The 25,964-nt window shown below is 65.3% G+C and carries 28 protein-coding genes; 7 read left to right on the top strand and 21 right to left on the bottom strand.

Annotated features, from left to right (window positions below; all coding sequences use genetic code 11):
• The 4 genes from AC2VLV_RS02380 to AC2VLV_RS02365 all read right to left on the bottom strand — a co-directional run bounded on the left by AC2VLV_RS02380 (nt 1) and on the right by AC2VLV_RS02365 (nt 3,972).
• Nucleotides 1-1,593, bottom strand: a complete 1,593-nt coding sequence (locus tag AC2VLV_RS02380) for an efflux RND transporter periplasmic adaptor subunit (RefSeq protein ID WP_304511170.1) — start codon at nt 1,591-1,593, stop codon at nt 1-3.
• Nucleotides 1,594-1,595: 2 nt separating this feature from the next.
• Nucleotides 1,596-2,912 (bottom strand): TolC family protein, encoded by a 1,317-nt coding sequence (locus tag AC2VLV_RS02375; protein ID WP_196995286.1) that lies wholly within the window; start codon nt 2,910-2,912, stop codon nt 1,596-1,598.
• Nucleotides 2,913-3,078: 166 nt separating this feature from the next.
• On the bottom strand, nt 3,079-3,432 hold the full coding sequence (locus tag AC2VLV_RS02370) for a hypothetical protein (RefSeq protein ID WP_059401156.1): 354 nt from the start codon (nt 3,430-3,432) through the stop codon (nt 3,079-3,081).
• A gap of 204 nt (nt 3,433-3,636) precedes the next feature.
• A complete protein-coding gene (locus tag AC2VLV_RS02365) occupies nt 3,637-3,972 on the bottom strand; it encodes a DUF4148 domain-containing protein (RefSeq protein WP_059401157.1) in 336 nt (111 codons plus the stop codon).
• A 144-nt stretch (nt 3,973-4,116) separates the two neighbouring features.
• Between AC2VLV_RS02365 and AC2VLV_RS02360 the strand changes: the two genes are divergently transcribed.
• Together AC2VLV_RS02360 and AC2VLV_RS02355 are read left to right on the top strand one after the other, a co-directional pair.
• Complete coding sequence (locus AC2VLV_RS02360) at nt 4,117-4,803, top strand: heavy metal response regulator transcription factor (protein ID WP_196995285.1); 687 nt, start codon at nt 4,117-4,119, stop codon at nt 4,801-4,803.
• 128 nt (nt 4,804-4,931) lie between these two features.
• Complete coding sequence (locus AC2VLV_RS02355; RefSeq protein ID WP_013517148.1) at nt 4,932-6,122, top strand: heavy metal sensor histidine kinase; 1,191 nt, start codon at nt 4,932-4,934, stop codon at nt 6,120-6,122.
• Between the two features lie 35 nt (nt 6,123-6,157).
• Here AC2VLV_RS02355 and AC2VLV_RS02350 read toward each other — a convergent pair whose 3' ends face one another.
• Genes AC2VLV_RS02350 through AC2VLV_RS02340 form a run of 3 tightly spaced genes read right to left on the bottom strand, consistent with a single transcriptional unit; the run spans nt 6,158 to nt 9,611 of the window.
• Nucleotides 6,158-6,850: a ZIP family metal transporter gene (locus AC2VLV_RS02350; protein WP_009523279.1), complete on the bottom strand. Its 693-nt coding sequence runs from the start codon at nt 6,848-6,850 to the stop codon at nt 6,158-6,160.
• A gap of 3 nt (nt 6,851-6,853) precedes the next feature.
• Complete coding sequence (locus tag AC2VLV_RS02345; protein ID WP_013517149.1) at nt 6,854-7,144, bottom strand: double zinc ribbon domain-containing protein; 291 nt, start codon at nt 7,142-7,144, stop codon at nt 6,854-6,856.
• Between the two features lie 22 nt (nt 7,145-7,166).
• Complete coding sequence (locus tag AC2VLV_RS02340; protein ID WP_082136884.1) at nt 7,167-9,611, bottom strand: heavy metal translocating P-type ATPase; 2,445 nt, start codon at nt 9,609-9,611, stop codon at nt 7,167-7,169.
• Nucleotides 9,612-9,714: 103 nt separating this feature from the next.
• Between AC2VLV_RS02340 and cadR the strand changes: the two genes are divergently transcribed.
• On the top strand, nt 9,715-10,170 hold the full coding sequence (gene cadR / locus AC2VLV_RS02335) for a Cd(II)/Pb(II)-responsive transcriptional regulator (protein WP_013517151.1): 456 nt from the start codon (nt 9,715-9,717) through the stop codon (nt 10,168-10,170).
• Here cadR and AC2VLV_RS02330 read toward each other — a convergent pair whose 3' ends face one another.
• The 9 genes from AC2VLV_RS02330 to AC2VLV_RS02290 form a co-directional block, all read right to left on the bottom strand.
• Nucleotides 10,171-12,153, bottom strand: a complete 1,983-nt coding sequence (locus tag AC2VLV_RS02330) for a relaxase/mobilization nuclease domain-containing protein (protein WP_059401159.1) — start codon at nt 12,151-12,153, stop codon at nt 10,171-10,173.
• Nucleotides 12,154-12,586: 433 nt separating this feature from the next.
• The gene (locus AC2VLV_RS02325; protein ID WP_059401160.1) at nt 12,587-13,174 is read right to left on the bottom strand and encodes a S26 family signal peptidase; all 588 of its coding nucleotides are present in this window, start codon (nt 13,172-13,174) and stop codon (nt 12,587-12,589) included.
• A complete protein-coding gene (locus tag AC2VLV_RS02320; RefSeq protein WP_486988461.1) occupies nt 13,171-13,707 on the bottom strand; it encodes a DUF2840 domain-containing protein in 537 nt (178 codons plus the stop codon). Before AC2VLV_RS02320 ends, AC2VLV_RS02325 begins: the two co-directional genes overlap by 4 nt.
• Nucleotides 13,704-13,988, bottom strand: coding sequence for a chromosome partitioning protein ParB (locus AC2VLV_RS02315; RefSeq protein ID WP_103018175.1), 285 nt, complete (start codon nt 13,986-13,988; stop codon nt 13,704-13,706). The genes AC2VLV_RS02320 and AC2VLV_RS02315 overlap by 4 nt, the downstream gene beginning before the upstream one ends.
• Nucleotides 13,985-14,623: a ParA family partition ATPase gene (gene parA / locus AC2VLV_RS02310; protein WP_103018174.1), complete on the bottom strand. Its 639-nt coding sequence runs from the start codon at nt 14,621-14,623 to the stop codon at nt 13,985-13,987. The genes AC2VLV_RS02315 and parA overlap by 4 nt, the downstream gene beginning before the upstream one ends.
• 253 nt (nt 14,624-14,876) lie before the next feature.
• A complete protein-coding gene (locus AC2VLV_RS02305; RefSeq protein ID WP_486988460.1) occupies nt 14,877-15,734 on the bottom strand; it encodes a replication initiator protein A in 858 nt (285 codons plus the stop codon).
• Between the two features lie 26 nt (nt 15,735-15,760).
• Nucleotides 15,761-16,042, bottom strand: coding sequence for a helix-turn-helix transcriptional regulator (locus tag AC2VLV_RS02300; protein ID WP_009517015.1), 282 nt, complete (start codon nt 16,040-16,042; stop codon nt 15,761-15,763).
• 83 nt (nt 16,043-16,125) lie between these two features.
• On the bottom strand, nt 16,126-16,899 hold the full coding sequence (locus AC2VLV_RS02295) for a DUF2285 domain-containing protein (RefSeq protein WP_486988459.1): 774 nt from the start codon (nt 16,897-16,899) through the stop codon (nt 16,126-16,128).
• Nucleotides 16,900-17,208: 309 nt separating this feature from the next.
• A complete protein-coding gene (locus tag AC2VLV_RS02290; RefSeq protein WP_059401163.1) occupies nt 17,209-17,559 on the bottom strand; it encodes a DUF2958 domain-containing protein in 351 nt (116 codons plus the stop codon).
• A gap of 240 nt (nt 17,560-17,799) precedes the next feature.
• Between AC2VLV_RS02290 and AC2VLV_RS02285 the strand changes: the two genes are divergently transcribed.
• Complete coding sequence (locus AC2VLV_RS02285; protein ID WP_486988458.1) at nt 17,800-18,105, top strand: helix-turn-helix domain-containing protein; 306 nt, start codon at nt 17,800-17,802, stop codon at nt 18,103-18,105.
• Between the two features lie 391 nt (nt 18,106-18,496).
• On the opposite strand, the gene AC2VLV_RS02280 is transcribed toward AC2VLV_RS02285, so the two are convergent.
• Nucleotides 18,497-18,811, bottom strand: coding sequence for a DUF736 domain-containing protein (locus tag AC2VLV_RS02280; protein ID WP_486988457.1), 315 nt, complete (start codon nt 18,809-18,811; stop codon nt 18,497-18,499).
• A gap of 745 nt (nt 18,812-19,556) precedes the next feature.
• On the opposite strand from AC2VLV_RS02280, the gene AC2VLV_RS02275 reads away from it, so the two are divergent.
• Nucleotides 19,557-20,075 carry a GNAT family N-acetyltransferase gene (locus tag AC2VLV_RS02275; protein ID WP_168727719.1) on the top strand — a complete coding sequence of 173 codons (519 nt, stop codon included), beginning with the start codon at nt 19,557-19,559 and terminating at the stop codon, nt 20,073-20,075.
• A gap of 130 nt (nt 20,076-20,205) precedes the next feature.
• On the opposite strand, the gene AC2VLV_RS02270 is transcribed toward AC2VLV_RS02275, so the two are convergent.
• From AC2VLV_RS02270 to AC2VLV_RS02260, 3 genes are all read right to left on the bottom strand, one after another.
• Nucleotides 20,206-20,415, bottom strand: a complete 210-nt coding sequence (locus AC2VLV_RS02270; protein ID WP_059401166.1) for a hypothetical protein — start codon at nt 20,413-20,415, stop codon at nt 20,206-20,208.
• Nucleotides 20,416-20,478: 63 nt separating this feature from the next.
• Entirely contained in the window at nt 20,479-22,536 is a 2,058-nt protein-coding gene (locus tag AC2VLV_RS02265; RefSeq protein WP_486988456.1) for a ParB/RepB/Spo0J family partition protein, read from the bottom strand.
• 80 nt (nt 22,537-22,616) lie between these two features.
• The gene (locus AC2VLV_RS02260) at nt 22,617-23,447 is read right to left on the bottom strand and encodes a DUF932 domain-containing protein (protein WP_168727718.1); all 831 of its coding nucleotides are present in this window, start codon (nt 23,445-23,447) and stop codon (nt 22,617-22,619) included.
• Between the two features lie 914 nt (nt 23,448-24,361).
• Between AC2VLV_RS02260 and AC2VLV_RS02255 the strand changes: the two genes are divergently transcribed.
• On the top strand, nt 24,362-25,048 hold the full coding sequence (locus tag AC2VLV_RS02255; protein WP_059401169.1) for a hypothetical protein: 687 nt from the start codon (nt 24,362-24,364) through the stop codon (nt 25,046-25,048).
• Nucleotides 25,048-25,260 carry a hypothetical protein gene (locus AC2VLV_RS02250; RefSeq protein WP_172739508.1) on the top strand — a complete coding sequence of 71 codons (213 nt, stop codon included), beginning with the start codon at nt 25,048-25,050 and terminating at the stop codon, nt 25,258-25,260. Before AC2VLV_RS02255 ends, AC2VLV_RS02250 begins: the two co-directional genes overlap by 1 nt.
• 245 nt (nt 25,261-25,505) lie before the next feature.
• On the opposite strand, the gene AC2VLV_RS02245 is transcribed toward AC2VLV_RS02250, so the two are convergent.
• Nucleotides 25,506-25,856, bottom strand: a complete 351-nt coding sequence (locus AC2VLV_RS02245; protein ID WP_486988455.1) for a hypothetical protein — start codon at nt 25,854-25,856, stop codon at nt 25,506-25,508.
• Nucleotides 25,857-25,964 lie beyond the last annotated feature (108 nt).

Below are 25,964 nucleotides of genomic sequence, written 5' to 3'. Positions count from 1 at the left end.
TCAATGGGTGTGTTCGGCAGAGGCTTTGCCGAGTTCGGACTTCACGACGAAACTGCCTGCCGCCGCATACGCTGCCCCGGCTTGGAGCCCTTGCAGCACCTCGACGCGCTTGCCGTCGCTGCGGCCCAACTGCACGGGCTGGGCCACGAAGCCGTCATTCACCTTGACGAAGACGACGGGCTTGTCGCCCACGCTCTGTATCGCATCGCTGGCCACAGTGACGGGCACGTTGGCCTCGGATGCGGTCACTTCCACATTGACGAACAGGCCGGGACGCCACGCGCCCTGCGGATTGGCCAAGACCACGCGGGCCTTGGCCGTGCGGGTCTGCTCGCCGATCAACGCGCCCACGAAAGTGATGGTGCCTTGCGCGCTGGCATCGAAGGCCGTGGCCTTGATGTTGACTTTTTCGCCCACTCGGACGAGCGGCAAATCCTTGGCAGGCACGTTGATTTCCGCCCAGACCTGGCCCAGGTCAGACACAGTGAACACGGCAGCGTCTTCCTTGACGGCTTCGCCCTGGCTGAGGTGCTTTTCAATCACCACGCCATCGAAGGGTGCGCGCAACTCCAGGCGGTTCAGCCCGCCCGAAGACCCTGGGGCCAGGCCCACGGCAGACAGCTTCTGCTGCGCGTTGGCCACGGCGACCTGCGCCTCGTTCAATGCCTGCCCGGCTTGCAGGTAATCCTGCTCGGCGGAAATCTTCTGTTCCCACAGCCGCTTCTCGCGCTCGAAGGTGGTCTTGGCCAAAGCCAGCCGCTTTTGCGCCGTCTGCAATTCGCTGCGCTGCTCGGAGGCGGTCGGGCTGGTTATGACCGCCAGCACCTGTCCCTTCTTGACCGTTTGTCCCAAGCTGGCCTGCACGCTCTCGACCACGCCCGCCATGCGCGGGACGACATGCGAGGTGCGGTCTTCGTTCAGGCGGATCTCGCCCGGCAATTGCAGGGCAGACTTGATGCTTGCAGCCCCTGCGGTGTCGATGCCGATGGATGCCGCCTTGATTTGCGCATCGCTGAGTTCGACTTTCCCCTCTTCCTGGCTGAAGCTGAACCTGAAAGGCGCATTGGCCGTTTGTGCCACGATGTTGATCTCGAACGCATGGGGCTCCGGCACGGTCTCGCGACTCAGCAGACTGTCTTTGTCGGGCGCGAAATTGAGCGCCTGCTTCTCGCCGGTCAAACGCGAAACGGTGGCGCTGACCTTGGCGGCGCTGGCGGCCAGCGCCTTGCCCTTGTCGTACAGCCAGATGCGTAGGCGCGGCTCGCCGCCGTCTTCGGCGAGCAATGCCTCCAATCCGAAATCCCCTTCATTGAACAGCTTGCCGCCATGCGGCCCCTTGCCCGGCCCTTCATGGTGCTCGCCATCCGCATGGCCCTTGTCGTCCTCGTGCTGCGCATCGCTTGTCTTGCCATGATGCTCACCATCGCTGTGGGCCTTGGCTTCAACGTGGCTGCTGTGGCCCTCGCCTTCGGCGCTCTTGCCCGTCTTGCCGCCGAGGATGGCGCCGCCCAGTCCAACGCCCACAACGGCGATCACGGCGATGGCAATCCATTGCTTCTTGCCGACGTTCAGTTTGTTCGTGTCGAATTTCATGTTCATTCCTTGTTCGCGGGCGGGGTGGTCGTGGGTTCGGATGCGCCGATCACGCGATCCATGTCCGCCGCCGCGCGATGCGCTTCGGCCAGTGCCTTGAGGTATTGGGATTGGGCGGCGAAGTAGGTGCGCTGTGCGTCCAGCACTTCCAGGAAATTGAACTTTCCGTAGCCAAAACCCACGGTGGCCGCGTCATAGGCGCTCTTGGCCCCAGGCAGTACCTCGCGCTGCAACACGTCGATCTCGCCGCGAACCAACGTCAGCCGTTCGCGGGCTTGCAGCACTTCCGTGCTCAGGCGCAGGTTCAACGCCTGGAGTTCGTCCCGCGCCTTGTCTTCACGCTTCAACGCTTCCAGCAAGTTGCCCTGATTGCGGTCAAACAAAGGCAGCGGCACGGAAACGCCGAGCATCAACTGATTGCGCGCAAGCTCGTTCGGGCGCTTCACGCCCAGGCTGACCGTGACATCTGGCGTTTGCTTGCTCCGCTCCACGTCAGCCAATGACCTGCGGCGTTCAACTTCCAACTGCGCCCGGCGCAATGCCGACGAGGCCGACAGGCGCTGCTGGATGTCATCCAGCGAAGGGACGACCGGGAGATCATCCACACTGCCCGACACCTGGGTGAACTGTGGCGGGCTGGCCCCCAGCAAGCTGGCCAGCCGTGCGCGGGCGCTGCGCTGTTCGCTTTGGGCCTGCGCCAGTTCAACCCGCACGCCGGCCTCGGCCACCCGGGCCTTGGTTTCCTCGACCGGAGAGACCTTGCCCGCCATCACGCGCTTGGCAACGGCGTCCGTCGCTTTCCTGGCCAAGTCAACGCTGTCCTGGGCCAAGGCCGTGCGATCCTGGGCTGCCAGCGCATCGAAGAAGGCGGCGACCACGGCGGCGCGAATTTCGACGCGACGCGCGTTCAACTCCTCGACCGCAACGTCACGCCCACGCTCTGCCGCCGTGATGCGGGCAGCGCGCTTGCCGCCCAATTCGATGGGCAGGTTGATCTGAGCGCTTTGGGTGCGGGTTTGCGTGCGCTGGTCTTCAAGCGCATACGCCAGTTCGGGGTTGCGGCGCGCTTGCGCCTGAAGCACCTGGCCTTGCACGGCCTCGACTTCCCGCTGAGCGACGGTCAGGTCAAGATTGGCTTCCAAAGCCAGCGCGATGGCTTTTTGCAGGCTCAGTGGAGCCGTTGCTTCAGTCTGCGCCCCGCTTTGGGCATTGCCCGGCAGCGCTGGCAGCGGCTGGGCGAAAGCCAGCCCTGCCGTGAACGCAAGGAGCAAGCCTGCCGCCGTTGCCCTTGCGTTGTGATTGTGAATACCCTTCAACATCCGATTCTCCAGTGACTTGAAATACACGAGGGAATCGGCGGGGGGCGATCCAGATGATCGCCAGCAACGTCGTCACATCAGCCGCACGAAGCCGGCTGGATACCGTAGCGCGCCATGCGCGACGGCAGGGGTGAGGACGAAGAGAAAGGAACGCGCTCCCCGCCGATCAGGCGAGGGCACGCCACCGAGGGCGCTCTAAACGTTCGGGTGGAGGCGCGGCAAGGCTCTCCGGGTGGTACGCCGTATCCAGGGACGGGCTGATCGACGACGCCAGCTTGACATCCCCTGACAAGACCGAGAAGCACCCGGCATGACAGGACGGGCAATCAGGATCGCCGCCCAGGGTCTTGGCCGGATCAGGGCTGGCGTCCTTGCCGTCGGCCGCCTTGTGCTGGTGCGCATGGTGGCCGAAGTGCTTGGCCGCAGCCCCGGTTTCATGCTGGCAATAACTGGCCACAGCCGCCCAACTGAATTGGAGCGGCAAGAACACCAGCAAGACGATAGCCAGCCATTTGCGCATAGGGGTAACAGTGTAGCAGCTACAGGCTTCAATCCGCCATTCCTCGCTGCTTGGGTTTGTTTCAGAGTCCTCTGCGCGTAGCGTGCCTCCTCGCGGGTTCATCCAGAATGAAATAAGGACCGCTTCTATATTCGAATAGCTGTGGTCGCTTGACGCAACGAAGCGACACGAGGGGCACGGCAGCGCAGGGTATTGGCAGCAGTGTCAACCGCCGGAATACATTTCGAGCCGCGCACGCCGCGCTTCTGGTGATTCGCTGCGCATCTCATCGACAACCTGTTGGCGCGTCTTCGGTGCTGCGGAACTCTTGATGGGCACCGGCAGTCCACGTTGCATCAGCGTGAGCGTACCGTCCTTGCGGGCTGCCTCGACCTCGGCCAGCACCTGGGCACGGGTCTTGGTACTCTTGAAATGATCGGGGTGATACGTGAAGCCCTGCTCATTGGACGCGGGGTGCCAGAGCGAATCGGCCTGGGCCGCCATGGGCAGTGCCGTGGCCAGGATAATGGCTTTCATGGCGACAAGATGGGTCAGTTTCATTGCATGGTCCTTTCCAGTGTGATTTGCAGAAAATCGATATGCCCGAAGGCATGAGCACAATGTAAGAACCGGCACCGAACGGGAGTAAAACGTGCAGATGACAATTTGGACAGGTTGCGAGAGACCGCAGCAGGAACGCTGCGCATGAAGCTGCTGATCGTGGAAGACGAAGCCAAGCTCGCGGACTATCTTCGCAAGGGACTCTCTGAAGAAGGCTATGTGATCGATGTGGCTGCCAACGGCATCGATGGCCTCCACATGGCCTCTGACGGCCACTACGACCTGATCGTTCTCGACACCATGCTGCCGGGCATCGATGGCTTCGGCTTGCTGGCTGCACTGCGGCAGAGCAAGCAGACGCCGGTGATCATGTTGACGGCCCGCCATCGCATCGAGGATCGCGTACGCGGGCTGAAGGCAGGAGCGGACGACTACCTCGTTAAGCCGTTCGCCTTTTCCGAACTGGTGGCACGCATCGAGGTGCTGCTGCGCCGCACCGCCGGTACTGCGCCCGCGCCTGATGCGCTGGTGCTGTGCCTGGGGGACTTGCATATGGACCTGGCGAGGCGGCGCGCTACTCGGGCCGGCCAGCGCATCGATCTGTCCGCAAAGGAGTTCCAACTGCTGACGCTGCTCTTGCGCCGCAAGGGCGAGGTTCTGTCACGTACCGAAATCGCGGAGCAAGTATGGGACGTGAACTTCGATCACGGTACCAACGTGATCGACGTCGCTGTGCGTCGCCTTCGGAGCAAGCTCGACCTGCCCTTCGAGCGCCCACTGCTGCACACCGTCCGTGGCATGGGCTACGTACTCGAAGATCGGCAGTCGTGAGACCCAGGCGTGCCGGATCGCTGGGACGGCGGCTTGCCCGTTGGCTCGCACTTCTCACCCTGGTCGGGCTGGCCTTAACCTGCCTGGGCATTTACACCGTCACCGCGCTGAGCTTCAAGGAGCGGCAGATGGACACGCTGCGGCAACAGCAGACCCAGGTGAACCATCTTATTGCCGAGGCAGCAGAGTTAGACAGCGGCACGCTCGCACACAAGCTCGACGATGGCATGGTCGGCCGACAGGACATGAAATTGATCCTGACCCGTGCCGACGGCAGCGTCATCTATGCCAGCGCCGGCATTCCAGTGCATCACCGCGTGATCGACATGCGATTCGAGGCTACGACCGGCATCCCCCCCATCCAGGCGGTGCTGAGTCTTGATGTCAGCGAGGACGATCGTGTGCTAGAACGCCTAGCCCGCACGCTCGTCGCCGCCGCACTCGCTGGCGCAGTGGTGATTGCTGCTGGCGGATTTACGCTGGTGCAAATCGGGCTGCGTCCCGTGCGCGACCTCTCGGCTCAGATCCAGGCACTGGAGGCCGATACTCTGCACCGGCTTCTGGATGGCTCCGCTCAACCCGACGAACTGGCTCCGCTGGTGGCTCACGTCAACGAGTTGCTGAAGCGTCTGCACAAAGCCTACGAACAACTGGAAGCCTTCAATGCTGACGTTGCGCATGAACTGTTCACGCCGTTGGCGACGTTGATGGGGGGCACTGAAGTTGCTTTGCGCAAAGCACGCGATGCCGACACGTTGCGAGACGTGTTGGGCTCGCACCTCGAAGATCTCCAGCGCATGTCGATGATCGTGCAGGACATGCTCTTTCTGTCGCAAGCCGACCGTGGGGCTGAGGCCCGCCGCGAGCACGTCGCCAGCATGGCAGGCGTTGCGCGCACGGTGGTGGAATTGCACGAGGCAGCCATTGAGGAAGCCGGGCTGAAAGTTCGTATCAATGGTGATGCCACTGGCTTGGCCGACGTGCGCCTATTGCAGCGCGCATTGTCCAACCTGATCGGCAACGCAACCCGGCACGCGCATCCGCACAGCACCGTTGTCGTGCAAATCGACCGGCTGGACGGCGAGATCGCCCTGCGGGTGGTGAACGAGGGGCAGACGATTTCAGCCGAGCATTTGCCCAATCTGTTCAACCGCTTCTACCGGGCAGATGCAGCGCGGTCGGATGCCGCCCGCAATCATGGACTGGGCTTGGCCATCGTGGCTGCCATCGCCCGCATGCACGGAGGGCGGACGATGGTCGATTCGAGCAACGGCATCACGTCTATCGGGCTCATGGTGCCCACCCCGCGCGCGCAATAGTCAACGGATCGGGCACCACCAACAGACTGGCTCCACTAGCCAATTACTTCTTCCAGCAGGAGAAGCGCCAGAAAGCCGACAAAGAACATCGCCGTCACCCAGGGGCGATCTGGCGTTTCGTGTGCTTCGATCAGCAGTTCTTCGGTCACGAGGTAGAGCAACGCAATCAGACCAAACGCGAAGAAGCCAGTCAGAAGAGGGTTGGGCAACAGCGCCACCGGCGCTCCAAGCAAGGCCCCGATCGGCAGCAAGAGCACGAGCGCGGCCGTGATCCAGACGACCCTGGCACGGGAGCGAACGCTCTCGCCGAGTTCCGTGGCCACTGTCAATCCCAGGAACAGAACCTCGATGGTCAGGGCGATGGTCAGAAGCAAGCCGACCTTTGGGCCAGCCGCAAACCCGATACCAAGCACCAAGCCATCAATCAGGATGTCGATGCCGATCACGGTCAGGAGACCGGCCGGCCCCTTCGCCAACGCTTCCAGATGCTTCACCAGCAGCATGGTGGCGACGCCGATTCCGCCGCCGATCATCGTCGCCCAAGGCGAGGCCCGGTGCATGATGTCGGGCAAGATTTCGCCGGCCGCCGCCGCGAACACGACGCCAGCGGCGAAATGCTGAATCGCGCTGACCAGTGTTGGCCCCGGCCGCACGTTCACCGCGACCGCAGCTCCGATGATGGCGGCCGCTGCCGGGATCAAGGTGTAGATCCAGGCCGAGATCACCATGACTTAAGTTACCGCGTTGCCGCACTGAGCACAGAATTTCGCGCCGATCGGAATGACGCTACTGCACTTCGTGCACGACGCTGGCACCAGCGATGTCCCGCACTGGCCGCAAAAGCGAGCGCCGTTCGGATTGATCGCTTTGCATTGCGGGCAGGTGATGCCACTGACCGAAGGCGCTGGATTGTGCCCCCAGTCGTGGCTGCTGGGGCTACCGTGGCCGCGGCTATTGCCATGCCCGTGGGAACTGCCATGCCCCCCGCCATGCCCGCCAAAAATTCGATCCAGAATTCCCATTTTCAACACTCCATATTCAGTTTTACTGACCCGCCCGCTGCCTGAGCAGCCTCAGCCCGTTGAAGACCACCAGCAGGCTCGCCCCCATGTCGGCGAACACGGCCATCCACATGGAGGCATCGTCGAAGATGGCCAGCAGCAAGAACACCAACTTGATGCCCAGCGCGAGCGCGATGTTCTGCCACAGCACGGCGTGGGTGCGCTTGGATAGCCGGATCGTTTCGGGCAGGCGGCGCAGGTCGTCGTTCATGACCACCACGTCGGCGGCTTCCATCGCCGTGTGGGTGCCCGCGCCGCCCATAGCGAAGCCGATGTCAGCCTTCGCCAGCGCGGGGGCATCGTTGATGCCGTCGCCGGTCATCGCCGTGACGCCCAGGCGCTGCTGAAGCTCGCCGATGGCGCGCAGCTTGTCTTCGGGCAGCAGGTTGCCGCGCACCTCGGCGATGCCCGCCTGGGCGCCGACGGTTTGCGCCGTCGCTAGGTTGTCCCCCGTCAGCATCACCGGCGTCACACCCAGCGCCTTCAGGTCGGCCACGGCCTGCGCCGACGAGGGTTTGATCGTGTCAGCCACCGCGCAGATGGCCATGACCCGTTCGCTGCTGGCCAGCAGCGTGACGGTACGGCCCGCTTGTTCATGCACTGCGAGGCGGGCTTCGAGTTCAGCCGAGCATTGCCCGCGCTCTTCGATCCAGCGGTGGTTGGCCAGCACATAGGTATGGCCGTCGATCACCCCCTGCACGCCGCGCCCGGCAACGGCCTGAAATTCGTCCACCTCTTGCGCGGCGGATGACACGCCGTCCGCGATGGCTTTGGACACCGGGTGATCCGACCGCGCCGCGAGGCTCTTGGCCAGCCCCTCCAGGACTTGCTGACCGAGTCCTGCGTCCACGGGCTCGAAGGCCACCAGCTTGGGCTTGCCTTCGGTGATGGTGCCGGTCTTGTCCAGCGCCACGGCCTTGATCTTGCGCGCCTCTTCCAGGTACACACCGCCTTTGATCAGGATGCCCCGCCGCGCCCCGGCGGCCAAACCGCTGACGACGGTGACGGGCGTGGAAATCACCAAGGCGCAGGGGCAGGCAATGACCAGCAGCACCAGAGCCTTATAGGCGGCCTGCATCCAGGTCAGCCCCATGAGCCACGGAGCCAACAGCGCAACGGCAACGGCCAGGACAAACACCGCAGGCGTGTAGATGGCGGCAAAGCGATCCACGAAACGCTGGGTGGGCGCGCGGGAGGACTGGGCCTGCTCAACGGCGTGGATGATGCGCGCCAGCGTGCTGTCGGAAGCAGGCGCCGTAACACGGATTTCCAGCGCCGCAGCCTGATTGATGGTGCCGGCGAAGACTTCATCGCCAGGGCTCTTGTCCACCGGCAGGCTTTCGCCGGTCACGGGGGATTGGTCAATGGCGCTCTGGCCCAAGGTCACGATGCCATCCAGAGGAAGGCGCTCGCCGGGGCGAATACGCACCGTCGCGCCCACAGTGACTTCCTTGACGCCGATGCGTGCCCAACTGCCGTCGTCTTGACGCACTTCGGCCTGCTCCGGCGCGAGCGCCAGCAAGCTCTTGATGGCACCGCGCGCCCGATCCACGGCGCGCGCCTCGATGGCTTCCGCAATGGCATACAAGGCCATCACCATCGCCGCTTCGGGCCACTGGCCGATCAGAAAAGCGCCGGTCACGGCCACGGTCATCAGGGCATTGATGTTCAAGCGGCCCTGTCGCAGCGCGGCCAGTCCCTTGCCGTAAACCGAGAAACCCGACAGCGCGATGGCCGCCGCAGCCAGTGCCATTCCCAGCGCCTTGACTGGCACGCTGTCTGGGAAGGCGAATGCCAAGCCTTCGGCCGCCACGGCGAGCCCCAAGGCGCCCAGCGACTTGCCCCAGGTCGTCCAGAAGCCCGTTGGCGAGGCAACCGCAGCGGCAGCAGCCGACGACCCGGTATCGCCAAGAGGTTCCGGCTTGAAGCCTGCCTTGCGGATCGCGTCCACCGCCTGCTGCAAGACAGGATCATCGGCGGCAATGGCCAGCTCGCGGTCGCCCAGATTGAATTGCAGGCTACGAATTCCCGCCATGCCGTCCAACGCCCGGCGGATTTCCGACTCCTCCGAGGCACAGTCCATGTTTGCAATGCGGAAGCGCTGGGCATTCTTCGCGCCGAGGGGTTCTGGCTTGAAACCCGCTTTGCGGATCGCTTCCAGGGCTTGGGGCAGCGCGTGGTCATCGGCGGCAATGGCAAGCTCTCGATCCCCTAGGTTGAATCGCAGGCCGCGAATCCCCGCCATGCCTTCCAGCGCCCGGCGGATTTCCGACTCCTCCGAGGCGCAGTCCATGTTTGCTATGCGAAAGCGCTGCGGCTCGACAGTCGTTGCATCAGACGGTGTTGGCTCGGGCACCGCAGGCACTGTTGCACAGCTACTCCCGCAGCAAGCAGCGTCGGCGTGTTGGCGTTGGTGGGCAGGGTTCATGAAATTCTCCTTTTCAGGCAAATTGGAAACCCTATACCCACTACAGAGTCAAGCGCCTACAATGAGCCTTGGAGAAAAACTCGCGACCGCTCAAGATGAAGCTATGAAAATCGGCGAACTGGCTAAGGCCGCACATACCCAGGTAGAGACGATCCGGTACTACGAGCGTGAAGGCTTGCTACCAGAAACGGCCCGTACAGATGGCAACTACCGCATGTACGCAGAAGAACACGTTGACCGACTGTCCTTCATCCGGCACTGCCGGGGTTTGGACATGACACTGGATGAAATCCGGGTTCTATTGCGCTTCAAGGATGCTCCGCACGAGAACTGCGCCCAGGTGAATGACCTGCTCGACGAGCACATCGACCATGTGGCTACCCGCATCAAGGAATTGAAAGCGTTGGAACGACAGCTCAAGACCTTGCGGGAAAGCTGCCGGGAATCCCAGCAGGCCAGCCAGTGCGGCATCTTGACCGAACTGTCCTCAGCATCGCGCCAGGTGCACGAGCCAGCAACGCGCAGGGGTCATGTTCATGGGGCACATAGCCTCAAGTGACTAGCTCAAAGAAACTCCAAGCCGACGCCCGATTTCCCATGAGGCCGCTCCGCCACGCACCGTCGCCGCAAGCTGCTGCCCCAGTCGCTGCTCGATCACTGGCTTCCACGGCACCAAGCTGAAGCCCATGCCGTCGTCCAGCATCGCGTACCGACCGCTGGCGAGCATGACGCTGCGCCGGTAGATACCGGCCACGCGCTGCCCGTCGGCCACCGGGCGATGCTCCAGGCCGGTGTCGGCCGCAATGTCTTTGGCGGCCTGTGCCAGTTCCCGATCGCGTAGTGTGCCCAGTAGGTTGCGCGCGAGGATCACGCGCTGCCCGCGCCGCTCGGCCAGTCCCTGTTCCGCCAGGAAGTCGGCGCGCTGCTGCATTGCCTGCTTGGCCTCGCCGCCAAAGCCCAGGTCGCCCAGGCCCGAGCCGCCGCCGATCAGTTGCTGGTCGAGCCAGGTGACCCCGATCACGCGCGCCTGCCGCTCGATGGGCAGGTGCGATTTCAGCTCCACGGCTACGCCGCCCAGGCGCTGCGCGTCGTACTGGCGGCCCTGCTCGGGCAGGTCGTCCGGCACCTTCCATAGCCCCTCGGCCACGCGCTCCACGATGCCAGTCCGGCGCAGAGCTTCGAGCCGGCGGACGTGGGCCGCGACGACTTCCTGTGGATCACGGCCCGGCGCGGCCTGACCCTGCGCGATGGCAAGGTGGTGGTCGGTGCGGTACAGGCCATCGCTCGCCAGTGCGGCGATGTTCTTGTCGGCCGCGCGCACGTCGGCCGATCCCTTCACCTCCACCACGGCGCCGGCCGGATAGTTCGCCAGCTCGTCGCGGGCGTTGAGCGCGACGTAGTGGGCCTTGCCGTCCACGCCGTCGATGACCAGATAGCCCCGGTCGCGCAGCTCGTCGGCCAGCCCCTTCGCGGCCACGCGGCCGACAATGGTGCGACCATCGTCGCCAGGCTCGAATACCGCCAGCTCGCGCGGCTCGCCCCGCATGGCCCGCTGCATGGTGCGGATGATGTCGCCGCGCTCGCCCAGGGCGCGCAGGGTCTTTTCGGCATCGGCATGAATGGCCCAGGTTCCGGGCTGCGTCTCGTCGGCCAGGCCCAGGCGCTGCAAGCGTTGCAGGCGGCCGATCAGCAGCAGGCACTGGCGTTGCAACCTCGACTCGTTGAGCCGTTCGACATGCACCAGGCCATCGTCGCCCAGCTCGCGCTTGAGCGTGCGATCCAGGTTCGTCCACCGCTCCTGATCCACCTCGCGCCGCAAGGTCTGCTGGATCTCCAGCTCGGTGCGCGGCCCCAGCCATTCGGTCGCCAGTTCGGCGGCGCGATGGCGGAAGCCGTCGGCGATGTAGTCGCCGGCGATGATGAGGTCTTTGCCGGTGTCGGCGCGCCCGCGCACGACGATGTGCGTGTGTGGGTTGTCGGTGTTCCAGTGATCGACCGCCACCCATTCCAGCCGCGTACCCAAGTCAGCTTCCATGCGGCCCATCAGGTGCCGCGTGTAGGTGCGCAGGTCTTCCAGCTCGGCGCCATCCTCGGGCGAGAGGATGAAGCGGAAATGATGCCGGTCATCGGCGCAGCGTTCCTTGAAGGCGTCGAGGTCGGCGGTATCGGTCTGCGGCCCGTAGGCTTGGCCCGGCTCGCCATCGCGGCCCACGCCGTCGCGCTCGATGTAGCGCAGGTGCTTGGCGAGCGACTGCGGGCTGGCCCGCTGCTGATTGACCAGCAGCGTCTTGATGGCCACGCGCCGCGACATGGGCGTGAGCTTCGCCCCCGCGAAGCGCGCTGCCGTGTGGCCGCGTCCCAGGCGCGAGCCGGGCCGCTGGCCGGCGCGCTGTCCGCTGCCGCTGGCGCCAGGACGGCGCACCGAGGACTTGCCGCTGCTGGCCTTGCCTGCCTGCTTGAGCACCTTGGAGACGAAGCCCTGGCCCCGGTTCTTCGGGGCACTGGGGCGGATGCGGAAATCATCGTCGCGGCGGTCGGTCATGGCTGCGCTCCCTGCAAGCTCTGGCGTGTCCGGTCGTGCGAAGCACGCGGACATGCCTGCATTGGCGCGGGCTTCGCGCCCCACGCGGCACGGCGGCGAAGCCGCTCCGTGCCGCGCCACCCCCACGTGCAGACTGGCTTTGCGGGCCGACAGGTGCCGCACCCTTTTGTCTTGCCTTCCGCCTTTGCCCCTCGCTGGCGCTCCGGGCAGCGGCGGCCCGGTGGCGCTGCTGCGCGAGCAACCAGCGCGCCGGCGAACGCGGACACGGCCGCAAGCCGGGCGCGTTCGAGGCAAGACGCCTGCACATGGGAAGACAGCGCGAAGTGCAGCGCGGATGCGCTCGCACTGCACGCGCGACGACACGCGGAAAGCCACTGGATCGGTACGGATAGCACGATGAGATGCACGGCGACGTGCAGCGAGTCGGCGGCCATCATGGGCGGGATTCCAGCCAGACCGGATGCGCGACGCCGATCACGGCGGATGCGCTGACCGGCCCGAAATACCGGCTGTCGAACGATGCCGGGTTGGTCACACTGAGCAGGAACAATTCGCCGGGTTCAAGGCGGCGGCATTGCTGCCAGGATGGCAGCGGCCGGCCCCAGCGGTCAGCAGGCAGCACGGCGGCCGAAGGCACGCCGTCGATGCGGACGACGCGGCCAGTGATGCACACCTCCTGCGGCGCGACGGCGCCCACGCGCTTGAGCAGCGGCACGCGCGCCGGCAGGTAGCCGCGCCGCGCGGCCAGCGCGGCGGCGTCTGGCGGCAGCGTGGTCAGGACGATGCTGTCCACGGACAAAGGACGTGGCAGCGAGGCGGCACCGCGGCCCTGCGGATCGACGCGATACCAACCGACCGCCACGCTGTCGGACGGGTTGTAGATCAGGCGCGGCAGCGGATGCACGAAGGACGCCCAGGCCAGCGCAGCGAGGCCGCAGGCGGACAGGCCCGCCAGTACGAGGCGAGCGCGTAGGCGTGAGCGAGGACGCGGCGCGGTGTCGGCAGTGGAAACGGCGGTCATGGCAGCGCCCTCCCGATGAGCCAGGCCGCGTGCCGCTCGGCGGTGTATTCGGGCAGCGGCAAGCGCGCAGCGAGCCGGTTGGCGAGCGTGCGCCAGTACGCGGGCGAGACAGCGGCGGGTGCGATGCCCAGCGCCTCGATGGCGTCGATGCGCTCCAGCGCGGCGCGCACCTGCTTCTCGCCCTCGACGTGCAGCAGCAGGCGTGCGCTCGGCTGCACGCCGGGGATGCGCTGCGCCGCGTCCAGTGGTGTGCAAGCCTGCATCACCATGAGCTGCCAGCGGATCGTGCCGTAGTCGTTGGCCTGCCAGCGGATGCGGCACAGCATGGCGCCCGGCAGGAACACCGCGTAGCGCCGCCAGTGATCGAGCTGGTGCGTGCGCGCAGGTTCGCCGAAGCGCAGATAGAGCTTGAAGCGCGGTTCGATGTAGGCCAGCGCCACCCGCGTCAGCGGTGCGGTGGCAGGCTGGCCGGAAGGCGGCGTTGCGAGCGCAGCCGTGGCCGCGCCAGCGGCAGGCAAAGCGGATGCGGTCATGGTGTGTTCTCCCTGCGATGTTCTGGAAACTCCCGCTCCAGCAGCGCGCGCAGCAGATCGGCCACCGTCACGCCTTGCGTGAAGGCCGATACCTTGATGCGCGCCCGCATGGCGGGCGTGATGTCAAGGGTCAGGCGCGCGGTGTAGAGGTCGCCCTTGCCCAGCGCATCGGCGTCGCCCTGGCGAATCCACGCCTCGGCGTGTGGATTCGCGGGCGGACGCGCGCCGATGCCGACGCGCTTTGCCGTGCGCTTGCTGTTCGGTGGCGGCTTCGCTGTCATGACGGCCACCGCAGCAGTTCGTCCACCAGCGCGGTGATTTCGCGCGCGGCGGCGCTGTCCGGCGCCGTCTCGCGTGCCAGCCGGCCAGCGGCCACGCTGTCGGCGAAGACGATGCGTTGGCGCACTTCTGAGCGCAGCGCAGGAAGCGGCTGCTCGGCCAGCGCGCCGCGCGCCTCCCGTCCAATGACGGTGGTACTGACGCGCCGGTTGATGACGAAGGCCGCGCGCAGCACAGGCCGGAAGACTTGCGCTTCCCGAATCAGCGCCACCATTTCGGCACTGGCCCACAAGTCGTAGGGGCTCGGCTGCACCGGGATCAGCACGCGCTCGGCCGCCAGCAGTGCGGAGCGCGCCAAGGCGGCGATGCGCGGCGGGCCGTCGATGACGACGTGATCGGCTCGCCTGGCGAGTTCGGGCGCTTCCTGATGCAACGTTTCGCGGGCGAGGCCCACGGCGCTGAACAGCCTTGGCAAACCTTGCTGGCTGCGGCGCTGCGTCCAGTCCAGCGCAGAGCCTTGCGGGTCGGCATCCAGCAGCACGACATGCTGGCCGCGCATCGCCAGCTCGCCGGCGATGTGCGTGGCGAGCGTGGTCTTGCCGACGCCGCCTTTCTGATTGAGCAGAGCAACGATCATGGCCTGGCCCTCCGTGTTGGAAAGCCGGGCTGTTGCTGCTGCGCTTGTGGCCGCGTGGTGGTTGTCCACCGAGGCACGGCGCTTCTACTACCAGTTAGATGTTTTAAGTTAGGGAAGTTAAGGGAGGCCGAAACCCGCGCCGTTATTGGCTTTGCGGCCGATCCGTACTCCTGATAGCACGAGAGCCGTACTCCCGATAGCACGATACCTCGTACTCCTGATAGCACGCGCCCGTCCACAAGCTGCGCACCGTTTATCCCCGTGCCGTGAACGGCACGGGCCGGAAGGTCAGCAGCTCGGCGCCGTTGTCCGGCATCCGCTCGATGTCCAGGACGTAGCCGGGCAGCGACTGCCGCGCGACCAGCGCGCGCAGGTCGTAGGCGAAGTCCGAGAAGCGCGTGGCGCTGCCCGATTTCCGATACAGGTGCCGGAAGTCGAATTGCCAGCCGCCCGGCTGGCGCCCGCCGTGCTTGCGCACCAGCCGGTAGAGCCATCGCTCGATGCCGCCGGTCAGCCGGAAATACGCCGGGTCGATGGTCAGCACCAGGGCGGCATCCATGACGCCGGCATAGAACCAGTCCGGCAAGATCAGCTCCAGCCCCAAAGGCGTGCCCTTGGCATCGGCCAGTTCCTTCCACTCGTTGATCCACGAGAAGCGATGCAGGCGCCGCCCGGTCGTCTCGCGGATAGACGTGGCTACCGTGGTCGATTGCAGGCGATCCAGCGCGGCCTTGAGGCGCTGGTAGTCGCGCAGCGACGTGCCGCGCCCGATGAAGCGCAGGATCTCGTAGGGCGTGGCCTGCATCAGCCGCGACGGGCGCAGGCCCGCGTCGCGTGCTTCCACGATCTGCGAAGCCGCCCATATCAGCACGTCGGCGTCCCAAATGGTGGCGATGCCATGCTCCTGCGTGCCTTCCACGCGGATCGTCACGTTCCCCGCCCGAAAGTCGATCGGCGCAACGCGCCGCGACTTCGCCAGCGAGAAGAACGGAAAGGCCATCAAATCCTGGCTGTCGCGCGGCGCCATGTCGCCCGGCAAGGCGCGAAACAGATCGAGCTGTTCGCGCTCTGGCACGGGCCGCTGCCGGGACGGCAGCGCAGGGTTGGACATGGCGAAGGCCACCCGCGCGCCAGCGATCAGCGCGCACGGCTGTCCGCCGAGTGCTGCTCGGCGTATTCGGGATCGGATGTGCTCTCGAAGCTGCGCTCGGAAGCCCAGGCATCGAGGTCGGCCACGGCGTACATCACGCGGCGGCCGAATTTGCGGAACTTGGGGCCGCCACCCAGCACGCGCTGCTTTTCCAGCGTGCGCGGCGACAGCCGCAGGTAGTCGGCGGCTTCGTCGTTGGTGAGATAACGCTGCGGTTGCGCAGCAGGATTCATGGGAGCGGCGGCAGGTCGCAAGGGAGCGGGACGCATGGCGTGAACCTCCATAGCTTTCAAAGCTCCGGTCACACAGCGCAACCGGATGGAGGCAGTCTCAGAAAACGAAGCGCTCCTGCTCAGGGTCGTTTTGCGTCCCCTTCAAAACGTCCCTTCTCAAGCGACGGCAGTTGTGCTAGTTGGCGGTAGCCGCCGCGCATCAACGCATTGCCACGCCGCACCAAACGGCGCACGCGGGCGCGCAAATCGCCATCGGCGTGCCAGTCGGCGGCCACGGCATCGGCACCGAACAGACCTTCGGCCACGTCGCGCAAGGACGCACCCGCCAGGGTCGCGTCGAGCGCCTGCAAGGTGTGCAGTTCCAGCAGCGCGGCAGGTGTCGGCCTACGTCTGGCATCGGCCAGTGCCGCGCCGAACACATGACCGCGAGCAGGCGCGGCAGCGCCGCCGCGGTGGGCATAGGCGACAGCCATGCCGTCTTCCAGTCCAGGCGCGAGCGCGAAGCGCAGGCAATGGCCGGGGCTGCGTGCGGTGAGCGCCAGCCCCTTGCCATCGTGGAGCAGTTGCTTATGGCCGGGGATACGCCAGAACGCGAAGGATTCGGTATCCACGGGCGGATCGGCATCGGGGTAGAGCTGCACCACGGCAGCGTGGCCGGGCTGCCAGGCCGGATGCGCGTCGCGCGCATCCAGGGCCGGGTCTTCCAGCAGGCGCAGGCCCCAGCGATGCGCCGCGTCCTGTGCTGCCTGTGACCGGCGACGATGGCGCAGCCAATCGAGCCGGTAGTCGGGGTGCCTGCGCAGGTACTCCCAGGCGAGCGCAAGGCTGTCCAGATGCAGCACGTACAGATACGCGGCAGTCGGATACCAAGACTCGGCGGCGCGATCGGCCATGACGCAACCTCCTGGGAACAGGAATCGCCGCCACGGCCGGGCTACGCGCTACATCGCCATCGTCAGAACGTCATGGGTAAAAATTGTGGCTCGGGTTGTCAAGACCAATTGGCTCCGATGCGTTGCGGTTTCCGTCTCAATGTGGCAGTGGCAGCGCCCCGACCGTGGGACGCCGTACAGGCCAGCCTGCCGCAGCCCAGGCCGGACATCATGACTGTTTCGATCAGATTTGCCGGGGTATGCCGCAAGAGTGCCGATTAAGACCTATCCGGCATGACACCAGACTGAGAAAGCCACAGTAGGCCGTATTCAGTCCGGGATGGCCCCGTCGCGCTCGGCCAGCCGGGTGTATTCCGACAGCGTGCGCGTGGGGCGGAAATAGAGGTCGCGTAGCACGGGCTGCTGGTGCGGCCCGACGATGCCGGCAAGTTCGGACAGCTTGACGGTGCCCTGCGCGGGCATCCCGATTCCCAGGTCGATGAGTCCCCAGGCGGTATCGCCATCGGCGGGATCGAGCGCGGCCAGCAGCCAGGTCACATGCGCGTCAGGGGTGAACAGCCGCACCACGGGCACCGGGTCGATTGCCCGGCCAGCGGCGCGGGCCTCGCCGTTGGCGAGCAGTTGCGCGCGCTCGGGAACGGTGGCGAGTGGCTGGGGCATGGTCGGCAATCCCACAAATCCAATGATGCACGGATGCGGTTTCACGCCCAAGCGCAGAACCGCCAAACCGGATTTGCGCCTTCGTGCGCAAGCACGGATGCGCTTACGTTGCTTTGCTGGAACTCGCCGATGCGGATTTCCGTAAAGGCACAAAAACGTAGAACACCAAATGAACACTATAGATTGTAGCCCTATAGGGTGCAATGGGCTGTCATCTTGGTTTTTTGAGGGAAACCATAGGTGGCGGCTGGGAACTCATTGGCGAAGGCGTTGAAGATCGTTAGAAAGGCGCGTGGCTTGAGCCAGGAAGCCTTCTCTGACGTGTCCAGCCGCACCTATATGAGCACCCTCGAACGCGACCTGAAAAGCCCGACCCTGAACAAGCTGGCCGAGCTGTGCGAGGTGATGGAGATCCACACGCTCACGTTGCTGACGCTGGCCTACGCGGGCGACAGCCCGCGCAAGGCCGACGAGTTGCTGGCGCAAGTGCGCCGGGAGCTGGAGGCGGTGTTGAAGGAGCGCGACGCGGCGAAGCCGCGCGCCTGATGCGATTGGGGTGCTGGCCGGGCCGATCCGGCGCAGCCGGTTCGGCGGCATCGAGGGGCGCCAAGCATCGCGCGGCGGGGATAGCCCGCAGGGCTTTCCCCTGGAGTGCAAGCGCCAGCGCGCAGCGCCGCAGGCGCGACGGCGTGAGGGATTGAAGCCGAATGGCCGTGACGGCTTGCCGGCATGGGGCGCAGCCCGCAAAGCCCGGCGGCGCTTGCAGCGCCGACACGCCATCCTGTGCTTGCGACTCCACGGGCTGCGAGCCGTCCACCGATGAATGCCGACCCTGGTGAACATGCCAAGAGGCACCCGCTGCCGAACCCTGTGCGTGCGGTGCTGCGATGAGCAGCACAGCGCCCCGCCGCAAAGGGCGGGGCGCTGTGGGCGGCCGTCAGGCCGCCTTGGGCTTGTTGCGCGACCAGATCAGGTCGTGCGTGCCGTCCTCGTTCTCGATCAGGCGGGCATAGACCGTTGCCGGGAATGAAGGATCGTCCAGGGTCACGGACACGTAGGGACGTCCGGCCTCGCTGGTTTTCTTCCACGCCGCGCCGATGTCGTGGCCAGCCGCTTGCAGGCGGAAATCGGGGGCGCTCTCGTTGTTGCCCTTGTCGTTGGGAACCAGCTTGACCTTGACGTTGAGCGTCAGGGTGCGGAGCTGGCCGTTGTAGCCGTCTTTGTCTGCGGTGAAGGTGCCGATGTTGGCCATGATGATTTCTCCTTTCGGGTTGAACAAGGTCGCGCCAGTGCGTCCTTGTTGTGATCCGTCCGGCGGGGGATGGGCTGGCCGCACCGCCGAGCACAGCGAGGGGGTCGCAACACCGTGGAGAACCTGGAAGCGAAAAGAATTTGTCCCGCGAGGAATGCGCGCAGCGCAGGGGAAATTGTTTTCGCTGGAAGGTTGCGGCCATGAAGCCCAAGGCGCAGCCGCGCCACCGCCAGGATTCACAACAAGACAAGGACGCACAGGCCGCCCGCTCCCGAATGGAGACAGGGCCGACTCGGCATCCCCGCGTGACGGCTTCACCGGCTTGCGCCCTGACGCGGGCCAGGTCAACGCCCCAACGACAAGGCCAGAGCGCCCCAGCCGCAGCTCGCGGCACATGCTTGAGGCGTGGTGTGGAAGCTCCATCAGGCGAGGTCTGGCGGTGTGTCGGTGAACCGACCTTCGTGACACACAGGCAACGAATCGCCAGCGTCGAGGACGGCACGCTTTTGCACAACTTGCCGCAGCAAGCCGGGGCGTAGCCCCACAAGCCCCGCCCATTGCGGCGGGGCGCAGCCTTCCTCGCAAGCGAAGCGCGCAGCGCCGCAGGCGCGAAGGCGTGAGGGATTGAAGCCGAATGGCCGTGATTCGGCACGAAGCACGGGGCGCAGCCCGAAAGCCCGGCGGCGCACCGCGCCGACACGCCCAGGCCGTTCTATATTTTCAGGAAGGAATCCAAGAGAAGCTCATGACCCTCCAGCTACGACACGAAACGCCTGACGACATGGCCGCCATCGAGGCCGTCACGGTCGCCGCCTTCGCCGAAGCAGCGCACACCAGCCACACCGAACAATTCATCGTGTGCGCACTGCGCGCTGCCAACGAACTGACGCTTTCCATCGTGGCCGAAGAACACGGCCAGGTTGTCGGCCATGTGGCCCTGTCGCCCGTGACCATCACCGACGGCCACGGCCACCAAGCCGCAGGCTGGTACGGCCTGGGGCCGATCTCCGTCCTGCCGCAAAGGCAGGGGCACGGCATCGGCTCGCGCCTGATGGAACAGGCGCTGTCTGAACTGCGGGCCATGCAGGCCGCTGGTTGCGTGCTGCTGGGCGATCCCGCGTACTACGGGCGCTTTGGCTTTCAGGCCCATGCGGGCCTGCAACTGCCGGGCGTGCCGCCCGGCTACTTCATGGCGCTGGCCCTGCATGGGCCAGTGCCCGAAGGCATCGCGCGCTACAGCGATGCTTTCAACGCCGCCGCCTGAGCCAGTGCGAAGGCGGCGGCGTTCTGAATCGGCTGCTGGCCTTGAACACCGGGCGCGGCCACTGCCGCGCCCGGATTTTGCGTTTCACCGCGCCCAGGACGGAACGGCCTGGGCGCGGTGCTGAACGCGGTTATTCCTTTGTCTCGATGAGCCACCACACGGCACGCGGCAAGGCGCGGCCCGTGATGGGGTGAACGTCGGTGAGGTCGGCGTGGGCCATCCAGCCCGAGGGCGGGCGGTAGCCGCGCACGTCGCCATCGCCGTGCCAGCGGCGGGCGCGTACCGTGCCAGGGGCGTAGATCGCCGCCATGCGCGGGCGGTTGGTGGTGGTGCGGGTCATTGGGGGCTTCTCCTTGCAGCGAAGCGCCCCGGTCGAGGCCGGGGCGCTTGCCTTCGGCACGGGTCAAGCGGCCAGCGCCTCGGCGGGTTCATCCACCATTGCCTCGGCATCCTCCGGGGCGTCCTGCTCTGGGCCTGCTGCCTGCGTTGCATCCTGCGAGCCTGCGGCCTTGAAGATGGCAGGCATCCAGTCCGTGCCATCGGCCAGCCGCTCCGCTTCGCTGGCAATGTCGGCCTTCTTCAACTTCGCCAGCCGGGCGACGGATTCCGGGGCAAACGCGCCCACGGCATCCAGAATCACGGCCTTGGAAACGTGCTTGAAGTAGCCTTCTGCGGTCGGCTTCCACCATGCGGCCATGTCGAGGCCCACGGCCTGCGCCAGTTCCTCGCCGGGCTGGTGCGCCGTGGCGCGAGGCGTCACCACGTCCACCGTGGAAGCCACGCACACGGCCAGCAGCCGCACCAGTTCGTCTTGCGGCTTCGCCAGCAGCGCGGCGAACAGTTCAGCGCTGTCCTCCGGCAAGGCTTCGCCTGCCACCTGTTGCAGTTGGCGCAGCGCCACGGCGGCAGGCGATTCCGGCCAGTCCGGGGCCATACCTTCCAGCCGGTCTTGCACTTTGAGGCTCACGCCCAGCGGCAGATCGTGGCCATAGTGGCGTTCCTGCGAAACGGTCTGCACCATGCCATGCACCACAGCGGCCAGCGCAGCTTGCGGGTGCCGTGCGACTTCGATTTGCAGCGCGGCGGTGCGGTGCGCGCTCAGGCGCTGCGCCAGCCGGTCGGATATGGCGGCGGTCATGGGCTGCCTGTCGTCGTCTCCGTCCTCGCCTTCGTCGTCGTTCTCGGCTTCGCCTTCGCTGCCGAAACCTTGGCGCAGCCGTTCCAGCGTGCGCAGCGCCTTGGCCTCGGCCTCGCGCATCAGGCCACGATGAATGACGGCTTCGCCGTTGCGGTCGATGGTGACGATGGCACCGGCTGCGGCCTTCACGTTCGCGCCGTAGTCCTGCAAGCCATCTTCCAGCGCCTGCAACTGCTCGCCCACGGTTTCGCCTTCCTCCTGCAAGGCGTCGGCCTTGTCCTCGTCGTCGGCGTCCAGTGCGGCATCGACGGCTTCGGCCAGTTCGTGCATCTTGGTTTGCAGCTTCTCGATGCGGGCGGCTTCGCGCTTGTTCGGCTCGCGCCATTCCCTCGGCGCACGCTGGAAGGCGTGCAGGTCGGCATGGGTCACGCCCGGCGTGGCATCCACCCATGCCCAGCCTTCGGCCTTCACCTCGGCGGCGATGCCTGCCAGCTTGTCTTGTGCCAGCCGTTCCAGCAGCGCGGCATCGGTCAGATACACGCCCGCGTCACCTTCCGCGAACAAGTCGCGGCGGATGCCGCCGCCTGCGGCCTCGTAGGTGTCCAGTCCGACGAAGCGCACCAGCGGATGCCGGTAGGCGTCGATCTCGCGCTCGGTGAGGCGTTCGCGCAGGTTGGACGGGTGACGCTGCCACGTTGGCGCATCGTAGAACGCGCCTTCCTGCGCGGCGTGGTCGTCGGTGATGGCAAGGGCCATCAACTGGTCAAGGCTCACGGCATCGGCGCGATAGTCGGCCATCAATCGCGGCGAGACGTTCGCCAGCTTCAAGCGGCGCTGCACCACCAGCGGCGTGACGCTGAAATCCGCTGCAATGTCCTCGATGGGTCGGCCTTCGGCCACCAGCGCGGCGAATGCCTCGAACTGGTCTGCGGGGTGCATGGCTTCGCGCTGCACGTTCTCGGTGAGGCTGGCCGTGCGGGCGGTGCCATCGGCCACCAGCAAGCAAGGCACCTCCCATTCCTTGCTGATGCGGTGTTTCTTCGCCAGCAGCTTCAACGCGGCGAGGCGACGGCCACCGGCGACCACTTCGTAATGCTCGCCATCGGCGGATGCAATGACGATCAGGTTTTGCAGCAGACCCACGCGCTGGATGGATGCGGCCAGTTCGGGGATGGACATGCGCGGGGTCTTGCGCACGTTGCGGCCCGTGGGGCGCAGCACCAGCCGCGACAGCGGAACCAGAATCAGGTTCTTGGTCGGGTCGGCAGCTTCCAGCGCGGGGGCTTGGATGGCGCGGGCTTCGGTTTGGGTGATGGCGTTCATGGTGATAACTCCTTGCGGTTAGGAAATGCAGCAGCGAAGAAAGCGGCAAGGGCTGCTGCCTGCCCCTGCCGCGTGGGGATTCAGGCTTTCAACTGGCGCAGGCCATCGGCCAGCATCCAGAGGGCACGGTTCAGGCGCACATCGGAATCAATCCCCTGCACCGGGCGGGTCTGCTGGCGGCGTCCGTTGGCGTTGCGGCCATGCAATCCGCCTTTGGTCAGGTTTTCTTGGGTGCGGTTGAACACGCTCCACAAGTCCGGGCGGCGGTCGTCGAACCGGCGCGGCATCAAGATTTGCGATTCGGTGATGGGCGCGGGCTTGTTGTCGGCGGGGTCGTACTTGAGGGCCAGCGCAGAACGGGCGAACACTTCGGCTTCGCCTTCATCCAGCGCGATCGCGCGCATGGCATCGCGGGATTCCTTCACGCGCTCGAAGCCGCTCAACACCTCGAAAGCGCCTTCGATGACGGAACCGGCCACGTCGCCTTTGTGGGGTACGCGCACGTCCGCCACGGTGTCGCCGCACACAAGGCCATTGCTGCAAACGAAGCGGAACATTCCGGCCAGCATCTGATAGCTGCTCGTGCCGTCGTGCGAGTTCAGCAGCACGATTTCGTTAGCCTCCGCGCCGTTGATCTGGCTGGCGTGGCGCAGGCGCAGCATGTGTTTGGTGTGTTCGCGCTTGCCTTCGTCACGCACGCGGGTTTGCGTCACCATGAAAGGCTGGAAGCCTTCTTTGCGAAGCTCGGTCAGTACGGCGGCGGTGGGGATATAGGCGTACCGCTGCGAACGGCTTTCGTGCGGGGCATCCGCGAAGATGGACGGGGCCACCCTGCGAATCTGGTCATCGGACAGCGGGTAATCGCTGCGCAGCGAGGGGGAACGGGAAGCGAAACGGGATGCGAGTTGCATGTCTTTCTCCTGAACAAAAAAGGCTGTTGAAGAAAACCGCACACCGGATTCCAAGATTCGGAGCCCAGCCTTTCGGCTGTTCGGTGCGGTCGGCACGAGGAACCCGGTTGGCCCTGTTGCCACCGTCTTTCCTGAGTTCATCGCCCGCGACGGTCAGGAGCGCGCGAACGGGTGCCGTCAAGGAGACAAGCGCAGGGTTGGTGCGGCCCGCAGGCGCAGCCGAGGACACGGCCCTGCGCGCCTTGACGGCACCAGGGCGCGGGCTACAGTCGCGGTGAAGGTGATGGAGTCAGGGGAGACGGCTGGACATGGCAACGGCCATCCCTGTGTGCCGAACCGCACGGCAAGCGAAGCGCGCAGGCCCGAAGCTGGAAGCCGGGCCGGAGGCGTCAGCCGAGCGGAGCGAGGGAACGATGGAAGCCCGTCAGGGGCGAGACGCCGCAGGCGGCTTGATGCGCTACGCGCACGACAGCGCGACCGGCCATCTCCCAGGTGGCCGGGGACGCCCAGGTTTCAGCGAGGAATGCTCAACAGAGCCACGCCGAACCGACGCCCAAGGGGCTGCGGATCAGTGATTACAGATGCCGTCTGATCGAGCCAGCAGAGCCACCTTGAGTCCCTTTTCCTACAACCATTACCCGGGAGCACGGAGAGCACAGCGAGCACAGGGAGCAACGGGAGGACACGGAGTACCGAGAAATCAAAACAAAGCATTGATTTGAAAGAGATTTTCTGAAAATTCCGTGCGGAATCATGCAATCTTATCGAGTCAAATAGGGCTATACAACTTATTTGACTGCTACTTGATGCCAAGAAACTCAAGCCAATCTGCGTGATGTACAGCGTATTCAATCATTGAAGTTGCGTGGATTCGAGCGTCCAATCGGTCTATCGAAATTACTCGAAGGACTGACATGGCAACGCAGAAGCAATCGCGGAACCGGCGGCTCAACATGGCCGAGCGCGCCAAGCAGCAGATGGACATCCAGTTCCCCGGCCACCCGGACGCACTGCTCTGGCATCGCAAGCTGAACGATGGCTACTCAACGATCCCCCGCACACTGCCGCTGGCGATGCAGGCCATCGACGCTCGATCCAAGGGCCAGCCTGCGGGGCACACGCTGTTGTGCCTGTGGATTCGCGCGCCTGACCACCCTTTTCTCACAATTGAGGCCCCGGCCACCTTTGCCGCGGAAACGGGCTTCGATGGTGAGCGTGCGGTCGATACCTGGCGCCGTCGTATGCGCACGCTGCGCGATCTCGGGTTCATCGAGGCGAAGAAGGGGCCTACCGGTGACTTCCACTACGTATTGCTGCTCAACCCCAACGTAGGCATCGAAAAGCTATGGCGTGCGGACAAAGTACAGACGGTTCTCTATGGACGCTTCCGGGATCGCTTGATCGACATCGGCGCGCAGAGCGACATCACAGACTATGACGACTACCTGGAGGATCGCAAGAAGGCCGAAGCGAAGGTCGCGACGAAAGCTCCGAAGGCTGCCAAGCGCCCTGCCGCTTCTGCGGACGCATCGACCAAGACGGCCAGTGCCTCCGCAACGCCCAAGCCAAAGACTCGTTCAAGGGTGAAGGAGGAACGATGATGCCCCGGATCAAAGACCCTCCAGAAGAAAACAGCCTGCTCGGCCGATGGGCTCGATGGACGGCTGCACCGTACTGCGAATTCAAGGACGACCGCGCCCGATTGCTTGCCTTGGTTGCGCGAGATGTACGCAAGGTGGCCATCGTGATCGTGCTCGCAATCACGGGCGAGGCGGTGCCGTGGCATGGATGGGCAGCCCTTTTTCTAGGATGAGTCCGACGCGTCGCCCAATGCTGCTGGCCAGTTGATCCGGCACAGCCTTGTCGGCAGTATTCAGGAGCGCCAAGCCTGCGCGGCGGGGATAGCCCGGGCTTTCCCCTGGAGGACGCGCGTGCGTACTTCGGATATTCGTGAACAGGCAGTCCACTTCTACCTGACCATCTGCAAATCTGTCATGTGTAAGGGGGGGGAAGGCGTGATCCGACCGATCCGAACCGGAAACCGATCCTCCCAGCCTCTCATTTCATCGCAATCCAGAGATGGCGAATATCGATATGTGAGAGTCCCCTGGCCCTGGTGTGTTGCGAGCGATACATGGTGAGGCCGGCTTTTGCGGCAGCAGACTCATTGCGGATCAGGTCCTGCAACGACCAGCCTGCGTGCTCCGAGCCATCCAATTCAGTGATCCACGCATTCAAGCGGTCGAACCAGATCTGCGGTGTCTCAGCCTGGACGTAGGCAATGATGGCAGCACGGGAGTGCGCCGCCCCGTGATCCCCGGCCTTGAAACGCTGGATGCCACCCGTTGTCGCCTTGCGGTTTATCACGTACTCGCGCTCATCCCGATTCTTGTCCTTCGGCGTTGGCAACCGCTTGCACTCTGCGCATTTCAGTGATCGTGGACGCCTGTTTCAGTCTGATCGTGGACGGCGTTTCAGCGTGATCGTGGACGCGCCGGGGTGCGCGCAAGCGATGGG

This window comes from Thiomonas sp. TH-17, from assembly GCF_057473305.1.
Note: the sequence above shows the minus strand (reverse complement) of the source record. Positions and strands in the feature narration are given on the sequence as shown.

Bases quoted from the DNA above. Each gene is read 5' to 3' on its own strand.
- AC2VLV_RS02290 (WP_059401163.1), bottom strand. From the start codon at position 17,559: ATGCCCCAGCCACTCGCCACCGTTCCCGAGCGCGCGCAACTGCTCGCC.
- AC2VLV_RS02265 (WP_486988456.1), bottom strand. From the start codon at position 22,536: ATGAACGCCATCACCCAAACCGAAGCCCGCGCCATCCAAGCCCCCGCG.
- AC2VLV_RS02375 (WP_196995286.1), bottom strand. From the start codon at position 2,912: ATGTTGAAGGGTATTCACAATCACAACGCAAGGGCAACGGCGGCAGGC.
- AC2VLV_RS02255 (WP_059401169.1), top strand. From the start codon at position 24,362: ATGGCAACGCAGAAGCAATCGCGGAACCGGCGGCTCAACATGGCCGAG.
- AC2VLV_RS02370 (WP_059401156.1), bottom strand. From the start codon at position 3,432: ATGCGCAAATGGCTGGCTATCGTCTTGCTGGTGTTCTTGCCGCTCCAA.
- AC2VLV_RS02320 (WP_486988461.1), bottom strand. From the start codon at position 13,707: ATGACCGCATCCGCTTTGCCTGCCGCTGGCGCGGCCACGGCTGCGCTC.
- cadR (WP_013517151.1), top strand. From the start codon at position 9,715: ATGAAAATCGGCGAACTGGCTAAGGCCGCACATACCCAGGTAGAGACG.
- AC2VLV_RS02295 (WP_486988459.1), bottom strand. From the start codon at position 16,899: ATGGCCGATCGCGCCGCCGAGTCTTGGTATCCGACTGCCGCGTATCTG.
- AC2VLV_RS02275 (WP_168727719.1), top strand. From the start codon at position 19,557: ATGACCCTCCAGCTACGACACGAAACGCCTGACGACATGGCCGCCATC.
- AC2VLV_RS02270 (WP_059401166.1), bottom strand. From the start codon at position 20,415: ATGACCCGCACCACCACCAACCGCCCGCGCATGGCGGCGATCTACGCC.
- AC2VLV_RS02380 (WP_304511170.1), bottom strand. From the start codon at position 1,593: ATGAAATTCGACACGAACAAACTGAACGTCGGCAAGAAGCAATGGATT.
- AC2VLV_RS02300 (WP_009517015.1), bottom strand. From the start codon at position 16,042: ATGCGTCCCGCTCCCTTGCGACCTGCCGCCGCTCCCATGAATCCTGCT.
- AC2VLV_RS02350 (WP_009523279.1), bottom strand. From the start codon at position 6,850: ATGGTGATCTCGGCCTGGATCTACACCTTGATCCCGGCAGCGGCCGCC.
- AC2VLV_RS02315 (WP_103018175.1), bottom strand. From the start codon at position 13,988: ATGACAGCGAAGCCGCCACCGAACAGCAAGCGCACGGCAAAGCGCGTC.
- AC2VLV_RS02260 (WP_168727718.1), bottom strand. From the start codon at position 23,447: ATGCAACTCGCATCCCGTTTCGCTTCCCGTTCCCCCTCGCTGCGCAGC.
- AC2VLV_RS02345 (WP_013517149.1), bottom strand. From the start codon at position 7,144: ATGGGAATTCTGGATCGAATTTTTGGCGGGCATGGCGGGGGGCATGGC.
- AC2VLV_RS02360 (WP_196995285.1), top strand. From the start codon at position 4,117: ATGAAGCTGCTGATCGTGGAAGACGAAGCCAAGCTCGCGGACTATCTT.
- AC2VLV_RS02250 (WP_172739508.1), top strand. From the start codon at position 25,048: ATGCCCCGGATCAAAGACCCTCCAGAAGAAAACAGCCTGCTCGGCCGA.
- AC2VLV_RS02355 (WP_013517148.1), top strand. From the start codon at position 4,932: ATGGACACGCTGCGGCAACAGCAGACCCAGGTGAACCATCTTATTGCC.
- AC2VLV_RS02365 (WP_059401157.1), bottom strand. From the start codon at position 3,972: ATGAAACTGACCCATCTTGTCGCCATGAAAGCCATTATCCTGGCCACG.
- AC2VLV_RS02305 (WP_486988460.1), bottom strand. From the start codon at position 15,734: ATGTCCAACCCTGCGCTGCCGTCCCGGCAGCGGCCCGTGCCAGAGCGC.
- parA (WP_103018174.1), bottom strand. From the start codon at position 14,623: ATGATCGTTGCTCTGCTCAATCAGAAAGGCGGCGTCGGCAAGACCACG.
- AC2VLV_RS02340 (WP_082136884.1), bottom strand. From the start codon at position 9,611: ATGAACCCTGCCCACCAACGCCAACACGCCGACGCTGCTTGCTGCGGG.
- AC2VLV_RS02330 (WP_059401159.1), bottom strand. From the start codon at position 12,153: ATGACCGACCGCCGCGACGATGATTTCCGCATCCGCCCCAGTGCCCCG.
- AC2VLV_RS02280 (WP_486988457.1), bottom strand. From the start codon at position 18,811: ATGGCCAACATCGGCACCTTCACCGCAGACAAAGACGGCTACAACGGC.
- AC2VLV_RS02325 (WP_059401160.1), bottom strand. From the start codon at position 13,174: ATGACCGCCGTTTCCACTGCCGACACCGCGCCGCGTCCTCGCTCACGC.